Below are 15,900 nucleotides of genomic sequence, written 5' to 3'. Positions count from 1 at the left end.
GGGAGAATTTTATGGATAAACTTAGTGAAATTTTAAATATCATATACGCCGCACTCTGCGATCCTAGCTCAAAATATTTTCTAGGAGATGAGCATGGAATTCTAGGAAGCGGAATTCTTGGAATTTTATATAGGACATTTACGGCGCCGAATTTTTGGTGCTACTTTGCTGCATATCTGATCGCTGCGATTCCTTTTGGGCTTTTGATCGGCAGATACCTAGGCGGCGTGGATATCAAAAGAGAGGGTAGCGGCTCCATAGGCGCCACCAACGTCCTTCGCGTCTTAAAAACTCGCGATCCGCAAAAAGCAAAAAAGCTCGCGATCCTCACGGTTGTCTGCGACGCGCTAAAGGGCGTCCTGCCGATACTGATCGCGCGGGCTTTGGGCTTTGACGAAAACGTGTTATGGAGCATGGCGGTCTTTGCAGTGCTTGGGCATTGCTTCAGCCCGTATCTGAAATTTAACGGCGGCAAGGGCATTGCGACGGGCGCGGGCGTGCTTGCTTGTTTTATCCCTATCGAGCTTATTATCGCGCTTGCCGTTTGGTTTGTAGTCGGCAAGACGGTTAAAATTTCATCTGTAGCCTCGCTTGCAGCGGCGCTTGCGCTAGTCGTAGCAAGCTACGTGATCCATCCGCAGATGCCGGCGATCAACACTCATGCGCCGATCTTTCTGATAGTTTTCATCGTATTTTACAAACACGCGCCTAATATCGCTAGGCTGCTTAAGGGCGAGGAAAAGCGCGTAGTATGATTAAAATTTTAATCGAAAAGCTGGAATTCGGCGCGATAATCGGGACGCTGGATTTTGAGCGCAAGCGCGAGCAGCGCGTGTGGGTGTGGGCAAAACTTGCAGCAGAAGAGTTCATCGACTACGCGCGGGTTTGCGAATATATCAAAGCAGAATTCCGCGAGAAAAAATTTCGCCTCGTGGAGGACGCGCTAAGATACTTCGCGCAGGAGTTTCACTCAAAATTTCGATCGATGGATTATTTTTATATGAAAATTTTAAAACCCGAAATTTTACAAGACGCGAGCGTCGGCGCAGAAATAGAGATAAAATTTTAAAATTTCTTTAAAAAATCTTGAAATTTTGCTTAAAATATGTTAAAATCGCCGCAAAATTTTAAGGCAAGGAAATTAAATGAGAATTTTAATAGTCGAGGACGAGGTGACTTTAAACAAGACGATAGCGGAGGGCTTGATGGAGTTCGGCTATCAGACGGATACTTCCGAGAGTTTTAAGGACGCAGAGTATTATATCGGCATTAGAAATTATGATTTGGTGCTAACCGATTGGATGCTAGCTGACGGCAACGGCATCGATCTCATCGCATTAGTTAAGCAAAAATCCGCGCGCACCTCTGTCGTCGTGCTATCTGCAAAAGACGATAAAGAAAGCGAGATCAAAGCACTTCGCGCGGGCGCGGACGATTTTATCAAAAAACCTTTCGACTTTGACGTTTTAGTAGCGCGTCTCGAGGCTAGACTTCGCTTCGGCGGCTCAAATATCATCAAAATCGACGATCTTATCATTGATCCTGATGAGGAAAAAATTACTTACTTGGGTCAAGAGATCGAGTTGAAGGGCAAGCCGTTTGAGGTGCTAACTCACCTGGCGCGCCACAGCGATCAGATCGTAAGCAAAGAGCAGCTGCTAGACGCCATCTGGGAGGAGCCTGAGCTTGTTACGCCAAACGTGATCGAAGTCGCGATCAATCAAATCCGCCAGAAAATGGATAAGCCTCTAAATATCTCTACGATCGAGACCGTTCGCAGACGCGGATATAGATTTTGCTTTCCACAAAAAGCCTAAGAGTCCGCTTTGTAATACAATTAGCATCCGCTTCATTGATGCTAATTGTCATTTTTTCGGTAATGCTCTATAATTATATGAGAATTACCATCTTCGAAACTCCCGTTCAAAATTTAATCCAAAGAGCACAAAAAATCGTAGAAGCCTCCGTGGCGCCTGAGAAAATTTCATCTTTTTTGCAAAACACGCCGGGCGAATACGAGAGCAAAATCATCGAAAACGAAAGTATCAATAAGCCTAAATTTATCGAAAGTTCCGAGGGCGGTAGGAGCTATTTACAGCTGCACTACCCTTATGGTAAGGATAAAATTTTAAGCATCAAAGCAGACGTGAGCGTCTATGCAAACATCGTAAATCAAATACTCATCGACATCATTTTGGTAAATTTGACGATGATATTTTTGGTGGTGTTTTACGCGATGTTTCTCTCGCGCATGCTGCTGATGCCGATTAAGCTGATCAGTCAAAGGCTTGCTTCGGTGGATGAAAAATTTCTAAAGCCGATTGACGCAGCGGAAATTCCAAGTGAATTTAGCCTGCTTTCAAACAGCATAAACCGCCTGCTTGAGCGCATTGAAACCTTCATTTTGTATCAAAAGGAGCTTTTTATCGGCATCGCGCACGAGCTCAAGACGCCTCTTGCGGTGATGAAAACCAAAAACGAAGTTACGCTTCTTAAGCCGCGCGAGAGCGAGAAATATATCGAGGCGCTTAAAAACAATAATGATTCGATCGATAGTATGAATAAGATGATCAGCTCGATCCTAGAGATAGGGCGGCAGGAGGGGGCGCAGTTTGAGGCACCCGAGCAGACCGATATGATCGCGTATCTGCGGGAGCTATGCGTAGGCTTTAAAATTTTAGCGCGCACGGCAGGCAAGGACTTGACGATGGATCTTAAGCCTGAACAACTTGAAATTTCGGTGCAGAAAAGTCTCTTTATGCACGTGATTCAAAATTTTATCCAAAACGCTATAAAATTTTCTCCCGATGGTGAAAAGGTGTTGATCGAGAGCGAAATTTCGGACGGAAATTTCATAGTGCGGGTCGCAAACAAAGGCGAGCCGCTTAACGAAGAGATCGATTATTTTGCTCCTTTTAAGCGCTACGGCGGCAAACCGGGAGCCGGGCTCGGGCTATTTTTAGCCAAAAATGCTGCTCAAGCGATGGGCGCGCAAGTAGATCTTAAAAACGACAAAGGGCGCTCGCTAATCGTCGCGATTTTCAAACTTCCGTTAAAAAATTTAAGAAATAGCCCGAAATTCCGCTATTTTAAAACAAAATGAAGCTTTTTATGGTATAAACGCCATAAATTTTTTCGTAAGGTAAAATTATATGTCATTGTTGATTACAAAAGAATGCATCAGTTGCGACGCGTGCCGCGAGGAATGCCCTAATGAAGCGATTTTTGAGGATGAGCCGATATACATCATAGATGCCGATCGATGCTGCGAGTGCGTAGATGATTATTCAGAGCCCGCTTGCATCGTGGTTTGTCCCGTCGAGTGTATCATCACCGACCCCGATAATATCGAGACGGCAGACGAGCTGAAATACAAACATGTCCATATGGAAATTTAAATGCCCAAGCGCGTCGCCGTCATAGATCTGGGCTCAAATTCCGCCAGAGCCGTGATTTTCGAGCGCACGAGCAGGCTTGGATTTTTCATTTTGGCCGAGCACAAGATCAAGATCCGCCTAGGCGAAGGCGCTTACAAAAACGGCGGAATTTTAACTTCCGAAGCGATGCAAAAATGCCTACTCGCATTTAAAAAATTTAAAACCCTGGTATGCAATTACAAGGCCAAACGCGTGCTTTGCATCGGTACGTCCGCGCTTCGCGATGCTCCGAATGGAGCCGAGTTTATAAATCTCGTCCGCAAGCAAACGGGCATTACAATCCGCAAGATAGACGGGCAGATGGAGGCGTATCTGGGCGCTTATGCGGCGCAGAATTTACTTAGCGACTTTTCCGAGGGCGTTACGCTGGACATCGGCGGCGGCTCGACCGAGCTTGCTTACATAAAAAACGGCAGGATAGAAAATAAAATTTCTCTAAATTTAGGCACGGTGCGGCTAAAGGAGCTGTTTTTCGACCGCGGCGACACGAAGGGGCTGGAGAAATACATAAACAGCGCGATCTCGCAGCTCGGCGCCGAGTTTCGCACGCAAAATTTAATCGTAATGGGCGGCTCCGCGCGAGCGCTTTCCGGCGCCGTGATGAGCCTGCAAAACCACCCGCTAAAAATCGTGCATAATTTCAGCTATGATTATGAAAAATACGCGCCGTTTTTTGCCAAGCTGATGAGCGCAAAGACGCTTGATCTGGCGAAATTCCCGATCAAAAAGGACCGCTACGACACAATCAGAGAGGGCGCCATCATCTTTGATAAGATCGTAAGGCGCCTGGGAGCGAAAAAGATCATCACAAGCGGCGTGGGAGTGCGAGAGGGGGCGTTTTTAAGCTCAATTCTACGCGGCGCAAACCTACCTAGAGGCTTTAATCCGAGCCTAAGAAGCCTTAAAGATCGCTTCGCTTCCGAGCCGAGCGAGGCTCCGAAGTTCGCAAAGGCGCTGTTTTGCGCGCTATCGCCTCTACACGGCTTGGGCGAAAAATATATTAAAATTCTGCAGACCGCAGCATCGCTTTGCGAGATCGGGCGGGCGATCGGCTTTTATGCCAAGCACGAAACCAGCGCGGATATGGTGCTCGGCGGGCTAAACTACCGCACGACGCACAAAGAAAAGGCGCTCATAGCCGCGATCATCTCGATGCACGGAAAGCGCGAGCTGGGCGCTACGTTCGCGCCTTTGAGCGCGATTTTGCCCGATGCCGGCAAGCTCGCCTGGCTGAGCTATATTTTGGAGCTTGCGCGCCTTCTAAGCGAAAATGCGCTAAAAAATTTAGAATTTAGCTTTGAAAACTCCACTCTTAAAATCTCCAGCGCGGATAATTTGATAATGCTTAAAGGAAGCCTTAAAAAGCTCTCAAAACCCGCGATTTTTGCAATAAAATTTCTTTAAATAGTGCCCCTACTTGTCGCGCAAGTTTAAGGCGGGCGGAGTTCGTTTAATTTTATGAGCTTGAAGCGGGCGATAAATCCCTATCAATAGCGCTTTTTAAATTTTAATTCCATTCTCGGCTAAATAATAAATGCTAAAAAATCCGTAGTCGGTGCGGACGTAAAGGCGCTCGCCTGAGATTTTAATAGCAGCAGTTTTGACGCAGTGCTCGCACTCAAACTCACCTAAGAGGCGAAAATCCTCCAAGCTGAATGCTTTAAACCTGCCATAAAAATACGTAAGAAAGATTTGATTGTTTGCGGCAAACCTCATTACGCTTCTTGGCAAGCTTTTTGGTACGCTTAGACGCTTTTTGCTTGCGACGTCCCAAAAATACAGCTCATCAAAGCCGTTATTTACGACCAAAATCGCGTCATTTTTGATAAGCCCCACGTTTAGGGAGTGGATATAACCTACGTCGCATTCGATACGGCAAAGCTCGGCGAAGTCTTTTAGGCGGTAGAGCCTAGCGATATTTTTGCCACCTTCATCCCCACAGGCTACGCAAATTTTATTGCCGAAGCCTATTGCTTTTGCAGAAAATTCCGTTTTAAAATTTAGCTTCTTGTCGCTTCCGAAAGCTAAAATTCCATCCGTGCTGCAGGCTAGAATTTCGCCGTTGCCGCTTAGAGCAGAGCTAAAGCCTCCTCCTATGATACCCCAGGCTTCAAAAAGCTTACTGAATTTCTCTCCGTCAAAAAGAAAGAATTCGTGGTCCAAATCAAGCACTAAGGCTTTTTTGGTAGCGGTCATTTTCCACGCTAAAATTTTTGGTAGTTCAATTTGCGCAAGAGTTTTTAGCTCGCCGTCCAGCACGATTAAATAATCGCAGCCGTGCTCGTCAAAATTACATTTATAGACGTAAAATTTATCCTCAAACTCAGCAAATCCAAGCGCTCCACTGTATCCGCCGCCGATATAGGTATGCGCTAGTGCTTCGCCGAATTTCGCTTTTTTGTTTTCGTAGATGAAGCCTTTTTTTAGGGCATCAACTTGCTTTTTTATGAAAGCTTTTTGCAGAGCATCGCGATTTGCGAATTCTTTAGAGTTCAGCCTTTCTTTGCCGTTTTGTAGCGTCTTTGAAATCAAACTAAGCCCTTGCGTTTGAAGTAGAATTTCTTTCTTGCCGTCGGTAAATTTTTTCATAGCAGCCCCTAAGTATAAATTTTAAGTCTAATTTTAGAATTTTAAAGCTTAAACTACTGGGCGCGGCAAAGCTGCTTAAAATCTACCGAGTGCTTCTTTGACGTGATCCTCCGCCATGTCGATATTCCACATCGGCTCAAAGACGAGATCGATCTCCACCTCGCCGACGTCCTCCACGCTCTCGACACCCGCGCGCACCCATTCCACCATCATCTCATGCAGCGGGCACGACTGAGTCGATAGCGTCATCGTGACTTTGGCGTTGTTTTCATCGTCCACGGCGACATCGTAAATGAGCCCCAGCGACACGACGTCAAAGCCCACCTCAGGATCGACAACGGCGCGAAGCGCGTCGTAAATTTGTTCCTTCGTTACTTTCATTTTTCCTCTCCGAATTTTATGTAGTTAAAGATATTTACGGTGTTGATTAGCACCAAAATTATGCTTGCTGCTTGTAAGATCACCGCGGGCGTTAGCGCTCCAAAGCCCGCGCACGCAAGCGCTAAGACGTTCGGCACGCAGGCTGCGTAGGCGATCTTTTTGATTATCATATCCTCAAGCATAGGGATTTTGCGCTTGCCGACGAAGGGCGAGACGTAGTGGTACCAGATGAGAAAGGGCGCGATTTTATAAAGGTGCGCGACGATGAAGGCGAACAAAAAGCCGTATAGCAGCCCAAACGCCGCCGCATCTGCGCGACCCATTAGCCAAAATGCCGCGCTAAATCCCAAAGCTGCGAGCGATATGTAGACGTTTAAATTCCAATAATCGATCGCTTTTCGCACGCGCCTGGCTAGGATATAGATCGCCTGAGCCGCAAAGCTCGCAAGCGCGGCAAATGCGATGAAAATTCCAAAGTCTTTTAGTAAAAATAGCCCTGCGAGCAGATACAGCGCCAGCGAAGCTTTTGCTAGTGCGAAGCTTAGATCGTGCGCCAGGCTAAACATCGGCAGCAGCACGCACGCAGCGCCTACGATGACGAAAAACACAAAGCCTAGCACGAAGTATATGTGATAGGATAAAATTTCTGAAAAATACACTCCGAAAATCTCCACGCCGCTAAGCGCTAGTACGAGGGCAAAGCCAAGGCTGATCCCTACCGCCAAAAACGCAGCCGAGATCGCAAGCGCAACGGCGGGGAAGCTCCATTTGGGCGTGCCGATGAAGCTTAGCGCGTAGCAGATCGTAAAATAAAATAGACTAAGCAGCAAAACGGCGCCGCCTGCGTGCATCAAAGGGATGCTTGAAAGCAGCAATCCAGCGCTTAGTAGAGCCACGCCCGCGCCGTAGGCGAGGAGATTTAAAAATGCAAATTTGACGGTGAAAAATTCCTTTTGGATGATGACAGAGGTGAGCTGATAGAGCGCTCCGATGATTATGCTGATTACAAATCCCAGCAAAAATACGTGAAAAAAGCTCGCCGTCTGCGGCGCCTGGATCGCGCCGAAATCGGTCTTTAAAAAGCTCGCCGCGCTTAGCAGCAAAAAGATAAAGCCGCAGATGAAATAGCCGCCTACGATGCGAAACGGCGGCGAAAAGGTCGTGATATTCATCTAAATTTTAAAGCCCTTTAGCCGTGGCACTTCGCGTCGGTGTCGAAGCCCTCATTGACCGCGCCGGGCTTTAGGCTGATGGTGAGCTTGACCGCGTCGCCGTCCAGATCCTCGCGGGCGATGTCAAATTTAGACTCGATCTTCGGGATCAGCCCCATCGGAAATTTATGATTGACCATGACGACCTTTTTGGTTTCGTCTTTTACGAAATTTAGCGCCACCAGCGCATTTACCATCGGCTCGGGCGGGACGCATTTGCGCGAATCAAAGCCGATGTACTCCACGCCGCCTTGCGATTTTTTATAAAATTTCACCGTAGCGCCCGCTGCGTCGAACTCTTGCCAGTCTGTGAAAAAATCCATACTTGATCCTTTTTTAAAATTTCGCGCGATTATATAGCAAATTTTAAAATTTTGAAATGAGGTAGGTCAAGTCCTATTTGGAATTTGTAAATTTAGCCGAATTTTAATACACTACGCGTTAAAATTTTAAATCCGAGGACCATTATGCAGACCATCACGATCATCGATACGTTCGGCTTTTTTTTCAGGCTCTACTACGCTATGAGCGGGCTTAAGACCAAAGACGGCAAACCCAGCGGCATGGTGAGCGGATTTGCGAGCTTCATCGCAAATCTTTCGAAGGAATTTAAGAGCGATTATATAATTTTCGCTCTGGATAGCAAGGGTAAGACCTTCCGCTCGGATATCGATCCCAACTACAAAACCAACCGCCAAGCCCCGCCGCCTGCGCTTTTGCAGCAGCTGCCCGTCTGCATCGAGATGATTGAAAAGATGGGGCTTTACTCGCTCGGATGCGAGGGCTACGAGGCGGACGATCTCATCGCAAGCGTCGTTAAAAAGTACGGCGCCACGCATAAAATCAATATCGTTACCTCCGACAAGGACCTGTATCAACTCATTGGCGAAAACGTTAAAATTTACAGCCACGGCAAAAAGATGCTTTACGGAAGGGATGAGTGCTTGCAGCGCTACGGCGTCTATCCCGAGCAGATCGTGGATTTTTTAGCGATCTGCGGCGACAGCGCCGATAATATCCCGGGCGTGCGCGGTATCGGCGATAAGGGGGCGAAGAAGCTTTTAGACGAATGGGGCTCGCTCGATGAGATCTATTCAAATTTAGACCGCCTGCCGCAAAACAAACAGCGCGAGTATCTGATAGAAGGGAAGCAGAGCGCCTACATAAGCAAGCGCCTGGCTACGCTTTACGACGAGCTGGAAATCCCGCCTTTAGAGGACGCGAAATTTCCGCAGCAAAATCCGCTTTTTAAAATCCGCGAAATTTTAAAAGATTACGCGCTAAGCAGACTGCTGTCTGCGTTAAGCTTGCAAGAGCAGAACGGACTTGATCTTTGGGGCGAGGGCAAAGGCGCAAGCACAAAAAGCTCCGTTTTGGGCGCGGGCACAGAGCCGTCTCGCGGCGGCTCTATCTTGGGCGCTGCCGTAGGGGGGCTAGACGGGCAAAATTCTATCCCGAGCAGCTCCTCTTGCGGCGAGCAAAGCTGCGAGAGCGCTTTTAAAACGCCCTTTGAGCCTATTTGTATCACCGATGCCGCGGAGCTTGCAAGGCTGTGCGAAGGCGTCAGCGCCGAGACCTTGGTGAGCTTTGATACCGAGACGACGAGCATCGACAGCAAAAGCGCCAAAATCGTGGGCTTTTCGTTTGCGTTTAACGAGGAGCGCGCCTATTACGTCCCGCTCGCGCATAGCTATTTGGGCGCTCCGGCTCAAATTTCTTCGGACGCCGCAAAGACTGCGATCGGCTCGCTGTTTAACGGATATGTAGTGGGGCAAAATTTAAAATACGATTTTGAGATCGTGAAAAATAATTTTAATATCGAGCCACCCGCGCGCTTTGCCGATACGATGGTACTAGCATGGCTGCTCGATCCCGCAAACGCCGTAGGAATGGACTCTATCTCGCCACGGTATCTGGGGTATGAGACTGTGCATTTCGGCGACGTCGTCAAAAAGGGCGAGACCTTCGCCTCCGTGGAGCTGGACGCTGCTACGATCTATGCGAGCGAGGATGCGTGGGTGACGCTGAGGCTGTATTTTAAGCTCAAACAGCTGCTAGAGCCCGCGCTTTTTAAGCTCGCGCAGGAGCTTGAGTTTCCATTCGTGCGGGTGCTTTGGCAGATGCAAAGATGCGGCATCAAGATCGACACGGAGATGATAAAGGGTCTAATCGGGCGCAACGAAAAGTCCCTGCGAGCGCTTACGGATGAAATTTATGAGCTTTGCGGCGAGCAGTTTAATATAAACTCTCCCGCTCAGCTCGGCGCCGTGCTTTTCGAGCGGCTAGGGCTTCCTGCCGCAAAGCGCACTAAGACGGGCTACAGCACCGATGAAAGCGTGCTAAAGGATCTTACGGCGCTGCATCCCGCGGTGGGTAAAATTTTAGACTACCGCGAGCTGTTTAAGCTGCAAAGCACCTACTGCGAGCCGCTGCTGCAGCTTGCGTTAGCCGATGCGCAAAACCGCGTCAGATCGAATTTCTTGCAGACCGGCACGGCCACCGGGCGGCTAGCGAGCAAAAATCCGAACCTTCAAAATATCCCCGCGCGCGGCACGTTTGCGAAGGACGTGCGAGACTGCTTTCTAGCAGACGAAGGCTACTCGCTGATCTCGCTTGATTACTCGCAGATCGAGCTGCGCCTGCTCGCGCATTTTTCGCGCGATCCTGCGCTTTTAGCGGCGTTTAGGGCGGATGAGGACATTCACGCGCGCACGGCGATCAGTATTTTCGGCGACGCGCAGCCCGCGCACCGCACGATCGCAAAGAGCATAAATTTCGGCCTCATCTACGGCATGGGCGCGGGCAAGCTAAGCGACAGCCTAGGCATCGCGCGCGCCGAGGCGAAGAGCTATATCGAGCGCTATTTCGCGGCGTTTTGCACGATCAAGGAATTTTTGCAGAGCATAAAATTGGACGCGAAAGCAGACGGCTACGTAAGCACGCTTTTTGGGCGCAGGCGCTACTTCGACTTCGCAAACGCACGAAACAACATGGTCTATGCGAGCTACGAGCGCGAGGCGGTAAATACGAAATTTCAAGGTTCCGCCGCCGACATCATAAAAAAGGCGATGGTTGAGATTTCGCCGCTGCTAAACGACGAGGCGCGGCTGATATTACAGATCCACGACGAGCTAATCTTCGAGGTGCGGGATGATTTGGCGCAGAGCTTCGGCGCGCGCGCGCAGGAGATAATGCAAAGTGCGGCGAGCCTGAACGTGCCACTTAAGACGAGCCTAAACATCGCCAAGCGCTGGGGCGAGCTGAAGTAGCTCCGCTAAATTTAAAGCGCGGCTAAAATTTAAGCGGAATTTAAACTGCGCGTAGAATTTTAAATTTTGAGCAGGGCAGAGCTTAAATTTGCTCGTTTGATAAATTTAATTGCGCTAAATTTAAACTGAGCGGTTGGCACGGTGCGGCACAGATCGTCGCTGCCTTTAAAATTTTGATTAAATTTAAGCTCTTCGCTCGGCAATATCAAACGGCGGTTAGATAGATTTATCCGAATTAAATTTAAACGATGTGTTTTAGCAAGAGATCTGGGTAAATCTTGCCGTGCGTATAAATTAAAATTTCATTTCAATGCCGTAGTGGCGGAATTTTTAAATTTTACGCAAAGCCGCGCGCCTCGTAAAATTTAACGAGTGAAAATTCATACAAAATTTAGCTCGCGAGAAAATGGGTATAGGTTTTGCGAAAAAAGATTTTTGTAAGACGAAATGATCGACGGCGGGTCTTTTTAAACCGCCCTGCGCGCCGGCTAGTAAAGACCACGCCCTTATAGCCTCACGAGCGAAGCTATAAGGATTTCGGACTAAATTTTGGCATGAATTATGCGCGCCCGCGCAAATTTTGCGAGCTTGCGCAAATTCTGCGCCGCCTATTTTTTAGATTTTTCTAGCGCGGTGGCAAGGTCCGCTATGAGATCATCCGCGTTTTCGATGCCTATGGCTAGGCGGATTTGGTTGACGGCTGGAGTAACGCGCGCTGTTTCCAGCAGAGCCTATGGCTAGGCGCAGCAAATTTTGACTGATGCCGATGCGCTCTTGCAGCTCGCGCGGATAGCTCTCGTGCGTCATCGACGCGGGGTGGCAGATCAGGCTCTCTACGCCGCCCAGGCTCACGGCTAGATCGAATAGCTCAAGGCTGCGCGCAAAGGTTTTATAGTCGTATTGCGGCTTAAGCACCAGCGAGATGACCGCTCCGATACCGCTGGCTTGGCGATCTTGTATCTTTTTTTCGTTAGCCGAATGCGAGCCTGCAAAATTTACCGCCTCTACCGCAGGATTGCCGCGTAAAAATTCTATTATCTTTAGCGTATTTTCGCTCTGGCGGTCGAAGCGTACGCTTAGCGTTTTAAGCCCGCGTATGAGCGAATACGCGTCGGTAGGCGATAGCGTCGCGCCCAGAGTGTTTTTCATAAACTGAATTCTTGCGGCAAGCTCGTCGTCATTCGTCGTAACGATGCCGGCGATCAGATCGGCATGCCCGCCTATGTATTTGGTCGCGCTATAAACCACGACGTCTGCGCCGTGCTCTAGCGGGCGCTGATAATATGAAGTCAAAAAGGTATTATCCATAACCACGAGCGCGCCGTTTTTGTGCGCGAGCTCGCTGATGCGCTCAATATCGGTTACTCGCAAAAGCGGATTTGATGGCGTCTCGATGAAGACCATTTTGACGTCGCTTGGAATTTTGGTGATCAAATTTAGATCGTCCACCAAGTCGTAATTGATCCCTTGATTTTTAAAAATCCTGCTTACGTAGCGATAGGTACCGCCGTAGACGTTGTTATTTAACAGCACGCGATCTCCGCTTTTAAGCAGCGCAAATGCAGCGCTCGTAGCCGCCATGCCCGAGGCTAGCGCGAAGGCGTATTTGCTGCCTTCAAATTTTGCAAAAAGCTCTTCAAAGGCGTTGCGCGTAGGATTTGCGCCGCGCGAATAGGCGTATTTGCCGAAATCATCCAGGCTTTCTTGCACGAAGGTGCTGGCTAGATATATCGGCGGAATCACCGCGTTGTGGGGGTTGGACTTAGCCTCTATGCCCTTTACGATTAGGGTATCTATTTTCATCTTTTCTCCTTAAAATTTAATGGATTTAAAAGCTCATCGCTCCGATAAATTTAGCTATGCGCTCATCGCTGCTACCGAAGAATTCCTCTGCGTCGCCGTCGAATGCGATAACTCCGCCGTCTAAGAATAAAATTCTATCTGCGATCTTGCGCGCAAAGCCCATATTGTGCGTGACGATGATAAGCGAGCGATCCTCTGCGGCAAGCTCGGCGATAGTCTTTAGCACCTGTGCCTCAAGCTCGGGATCAAGCGCGCTCGTAGGCTCATCCAGCAGCAAAAACTCAGGCTGCATCGCAAGAGCCCGCGCGATCGCCACGCGCTGGCTCTGACCGCCGGAGAGGCGAGCCGGATACGCGCCAGCTTTATCCGCCATACCGACTTTTTTTAGCAGCGTCATTGCATTTGCCTCGGCAAGCTCGCGTGGCTGCTTTAGCACGTGCACGGGTGCTTCGATGACGTTTTGCAAGACGTTGAGGTGCGGAAAGAGATTGAAGCTTTGAAAAACCATGCCCGTATGAGCGCGGAATGGATGATATTCGCTTGTTTTATGCTGAGCGTCGAAATTTATCTTAAACTCGCCTAGCTGTAGCTCGCCGCCGCTTGGAATTTCGAGCAGATTTATGCAGCGCAGCATCGTGGATTTGCCGGAGCCGGAGCTTCCTAAAATCACTGTCGTTTGCCCGTCGCGAAATTCTAAGCTTAGCCCATTTAGCACGACGTGATCGCCGAAGCGCTTAGTTAAGTTCGTAAATTTTATCATCACACGAACCTTGAAAATCGTCGCTCTAACTTGGATTGCAAGAACGTAAGAAGGGTGCAGACTGCTAGATAAAATAGCGCCGCCAGTACGTATAACGTGAGCGGATCGAATGCCCGCGCAGCAATACGTTGAGCGACCATAAACATATCGACCATCGTAATCGAGGCTACGAGCGAAGTGTCTTTAAGCGTAGAGATAAATATATTTGATAGCGGCGGCAGCGATATGCGCGCTGCTTGCGGAGCGATAATGCGGCGCAGAATTTGAGCGTAGCTCATGCCTAAAGAGGTAGCCGCCTCCCATTGCCCCTTTGGCACCGATATGATCGCAGCTCGCACCGCCTCTGAAGCGTAAGCGCCGATATTGAGGCTGAAGGTAATGATCGCAGCAGCCCAAACATCAAGTGTGATCCCAACGATTGGAAGTCCGAAATAGACGATAAAAAGCTGCACCAAAAGCGGAGTGCCGCGAAAAATCCAAATATAAATTTCGCTTAGCTGCTTTAAAATTTTAAAATTTGCGATGCGTGCGACCGCCGTCAGCACCGCAAGCACGAGCCCGAGCAGAAATGAGATTATCGTAAGCGGGATCGTAACTTGCAGCAGGGCTAGCGCCATTGGCTCTAGCGAGCTGCTAACAAGCTCTAGAATTCTGCTTGTTTCGTTCATTCACTCACATCTTTGCCGAAATATTTAAGCGAAATTTCTTTTAGCTTGCCTTCGGCTTTGAGTTCGTTTAAGGCTTTGCTGATTTGATCTGCGAGCTCTTTATTGCCCTTTTGAACTATTACAGCGCTATAATCGACGTCTTTTAGCTTTGCGGCGATCTTAATCGGAGCGCCCGGACGTTGTTTTAAAAAGTCGTAAAATACGGTATTATCGCGCACGACGGTATCTACGCGGCGAGCGATCAGCAGCTCCATACTTTTGGCGAAACTATCGACGGTTACGTTTTGCGCGCCGTATTTTTTAGCGACTTGCGCCCAGTTGCTGGTAGCGGAGTCTGCATTTTTCTTGCCTTTTAAATCCTCGAAGCTTTTAATGTCGTTGTTATCTTTATGCACGATAATAGCTCCGTAAACGACGGTGTAGGGCACTGAATATTCATATTTTTTCTTGCGCTCATCAGTAATGCTTACTTGATTAAACACAGCGTCTGCCTTGCCTGCATCAAATGCTGCAAGCATCGCATCCCAAGGCGCGGTTAGAAATTCTATTTTTAGACCAAGCTTTTCGGCGACTGCGCGCGCGACATCTACGTCGTATCCTACGAGCTCATTTTTGTCGTTATAATACGAAAATGGCGAAAAGGTGCCTTCCGTAGCTACTTTAAGCGTGCCTTCGCGTAGTGTTTTAGAGTTTGCGCCGCATATTAAAAGCGCGCACGCAAGCAAAGTTTTTATTAAATTTTTCATAATTCCTCCAAAATTTTATGAGCAAAATTTAAAATGCAAAATTCCGCTCAACTAAGTTTAAAATTCCACGCTTCAACTAAGCGGTCGTAGAATTTATTCCGTAATGTCTTTGCCAAAATATTTAAGTGAAATTTCTTTTAGCACGCCTTTTTGCTTTAGCGATTTTAGCGCGGAATTTATCTGCGCCGTCAGCTCATCATCCTTTTTAAGCAGCACGGCGGAATAGATCGGCTCATTGCCTTGAGCTGCGATCTTTAGCGGGGCGTTCGGGCGCTGCTTCATATAGTCGAAAAATGTGATGTTGTCGTTGATCGTAGCGTCTGCGCGACGAGCTATGATAAGCTCCACACCCTTGCTAAATCCGTCTGCTGTAACGATCTCGGCGCCGTAGCTGTGTGCCATGTCCGCCCAGTTACTGGTAGCGGAGTGGACGCTTTTTTTGCCTTTAAGATCCGCAAAACTCTTAATCCCTTCGTTATCAGCTCGCACTACTAGCGCAGCATAAGCCACGGTATAAGGCTCGCTGAAATTATATTTTTTCTTGCGCTCCTGCGTGATGCTTACTTGATTCATCGCTATGTCCGCTTTGCCTGCGTCAAATGCCGCCAGCATCGCATCCCACGGCGCGGTTAAAAATTCCGCCTTTAGCCCTAGCTCTTTTGCCAGCGCACGAGCGATATCGACATCAAAGCCGGTAAGATTATTTTTCTCGTCATAGAAAGAATACGGCGAGTAAGTCCCCTCCGTGGCTATTACGAGCGTGCCCTCTTTGAGCGTCTTAGCGCTTAGGGTGGCGGTGATTAGCGCTGTTGCGAGCAGGGCTTTAAATATTTTCATTGAATCTCCTTGAAATTTAGCTATCGCTCGCGCTGCGAGCAGATGCGCGATTATATCGTGCGGAATATATAATTTTTATTAAAAATTTTAAATTTTAGTAAGACGTGATACAAAATTTCGCCTGCATGACAAAACTTTAGCTCATATATTTTTAAAATTTTGACAGAGGTGATTTATAAAATTTCAAGTTTATTAGGTA

At 48.3% G+C, this 15,900-nt stretch carries 16 protein-coding genes; 7 read left to right on the top strand and 9 right to left on the bottom strand.

Translation table 11 applies throughout. The features are described 5' to 3' along the window. The first annotated feature begins 11 nt into the window (after positions 1-11). The 6 genes from plsY to Q0372_RS08145 all read left to right on the top strand — a co-directional run bounded on the left by plsY (position 12) and on the right by Q0372_RS08145 (position 4,841). Positions 12-755: a glycerol-3-phosphate 1-O-acyltransferase PlsY gene (gene plsY, locus Q0372_RS08170; RefSeq protein ID WP_298104754.1), complete on the top strand. Its 744-nt coding sequence runs from the start codon at positions 12-14 to the stop codon at positions 753-755. Then, a complete protein-coding gene (locus Q0372_RS08165) occupies positions 752-1,069 on the top strand; it encodes a dihydroneopterin aldolase (RefSeq protein ID WP_298104752.1) in 318 nt (105 codons plus the stop codon). The genes plsY and Q0372_RS08165 overlap by 4 nt, the downstream gene beginning before the upstream one ends. Positions 1,070-1,145: 76 nt before the next feature. Beyond that, a complete protein-coding gene (gene hsrA, locus Q0372_RS08160; RefSeq protein WP_005871260.1) occupies positions 1,146-1,817 on the top strand; it encodes a homeostatic response regulator transcription factor HsrA in 672 nt (223 codons plus the stop codon). Positions 1,818-1,855: 38 nt separating this feature from the next. Further along, complete coding sequence (locus Q0372_RS08155) at positions 1,856-3,103, top strand: HAMP domain-containing sensor histidine kinase (RefSeq protein ID WP_298104750.1); 1,248 nt, start codon at positions 1,856-1,858, stop codon at positions 3,101-3,103. A gap of 49 nt (positions 3,104-3,152) precedes the next feature. Next, on the top strand, positions 3,153-3,398 hold the full coding sequence (locus tag Q0372_RS08150) for a YfhL family 4Fe-4S dicluster ferredoxin (protein WP_005871264.1): 246 nt from the start codon (positions 3,153-3,155) through the stop codon (positions 3,396-3,398). After that, complete coding sequence (locus Q0372_RS08145) at positions 3,399-4,841, top strand: Ppx/GppA phosphatase family protein (RefSeq protein WP_298104748.1); 1,443 nt, start codon at positions 3,399-3,401, stop codon at positions 4,839-4,841. It begins immediately after the preceding gene. A 96-nt stretch (positions 4,842-4,937) separates the two neighbouring features. On the opposite strand, the gene Q0372_RS08140 is transcribed toward Q0372_RS08145, so the two are convergent. The 4 genes from Q0372_RS08140 to Q0372_RS08125 all read right to left on the bottom strand — a co-directional run bounded on the left by Q0372_RS08140 (position 4,938) and on the right by Q0372_RS08125 (position 7,941). Then, the gene (locus Q0372_RS08140) at positions 4,938-6,026 is read right to left on the bottom strand and encodes a hypothetical protein (protein ID WP_298104746.1); all 1,089 of its coding nucleotides are present in this window, start codon (positions 6,024-6,026) and stop codon (positions 4,938-4,940) included. Between the two features lie 75 nt (positions 6,027-6,101). Next, complete coding sequence (locus Q0372_RS08135; protein WP_298104744.1) at positions 6,102-6,407, bottom strand: metal-sulfur cluster assembly factor; 306 nt, start codon at positions 6,405-6,407, stop codon at positions 6,102-6,104. Then, the gene (locus tag Q0372_RS08130; RefSeq protein ID WP_298104742.1) at positions 6,404-7,579 is read right to left on the bottom strand and encodes a peptidase M50; all 1,176 of its coding nucleotides are present in this window, start codon (positions 7,577-7,579) and stop codon (positions 6,404-6,406) included. Before Q0372_RS08130 ends, Q0372_RS08135 begins: the two co-directional genes overlap by 4 nt. Before the next feature lie 17 nt (positions 7,580-7,596). After that, positions 7,597-7,941, bottom strand: coding sequence for a hypothetical protein (locus Q0372_RS08125; protein ID WP_005871273.1), 345 nt, complete (start codon positions 7,939-7,941; stop codon positions 7,597-7,599). 144 nt (positions 7,942-8,085) lie between these two features. Between Q0372_RS08125 and polA the strand changes: the two genes are divergently transcribed. Continuing rightward, entirely contained in the window at positions 8,086-10,887 is a 2,802-nt protein-coding gene (gene polA / locus Q0372_RS08120) for a DNA polymerase I (RefSeq protein ID WP_298104740.1), read from the top strand. 654 nt (positions 10,888-11,541) lie between these two features. Here the strand turns inward: polA and Q0372_RS08110 are convergent. The 5 genes from Q0372_RS08110 to Q0372_RS08090 all read right to left on the bottom strand — a co-directional run bounded on the left by Q0372_RS08110 (position 11,542) and on the right by Q0372_RS08090 (position 15,701). Next, on the bottom strand, positions 11,542-12,690 hold the full coding sequence (locus tag Q0372_RS08110; protein ID WP_298104738.1) for a PLP-dependent aspartate aminotransferase family protein: 1,149 nt from the start codon (positions 12,688-12,690) through the stop codon (positions 11,542-11,544). 25 nt (positions 12,691-12,715) lie between these two features. Continuing rightward, positions 12,716-13,450, bottom strand: a complete 735-nt coding sequence (locus Q0372_RS08105; protein ID WP_297882925.1) for an amino acid ABC transporter ATP-binding protein — start codon at positions 13,448-13,450, stop codon at positions 12,716-12,718. Continuing rightward, on the bottom strand, positions 13,450-14,118 hold the full coding sequence (locus Q0372_RS08100; RefSeq protein ID WP_298104735.1) for an amino acid ABC transporter permease: 669 nt from the start codon (positions 14,116-14,118) through the stop codon (positions 13,450-13,452). Before Q0372_RS08100 ends, Q0372_RS08105 begins: the two co-directional genes overlap by 1 nt. After that, entirely contained in the window at positions 14,115-14,864 is a 750-nt protein-coding gene (locus Q0372_RS08095) for an amino acid ABC transporter substrate-binding protein (RefSeq protein ID WP_298104733.1), read from the bottom strand. Before Q0372_RS08095 ends, Q0372_RS08100 begins: the two co-directional genes overlap by 4 nt. Before the next feature lie 93 nt (positions 14,865-14,957). Then, complete coding sequence (locus Q0372_RS08090) at positions 14,958-15,701, bottom strand: amino acid ABC transporter substrate-binding protein (protein ID WP_298104732.1); 744 nt, start codon at positions 15,699-15,701, stop codon at positions 14,958-14,960. Positions 15,702-15,900 lie beyond the last annotated feature (199 nt).

It is taken from the genome of uncultured Campylobacter sp. (assembly GCF_937997405.1).
Classification (GTDB): Bacteria; Campylobacterota; Campylobacteria; order Campylobacterales; family Campylobacteraceae; genus Campylobacter_B.
The sequence above is the reverse complement of the archived record's forward strand: the minus strand, read 5'-3'. Positions and strand labels throughout refer to the sequence as shown.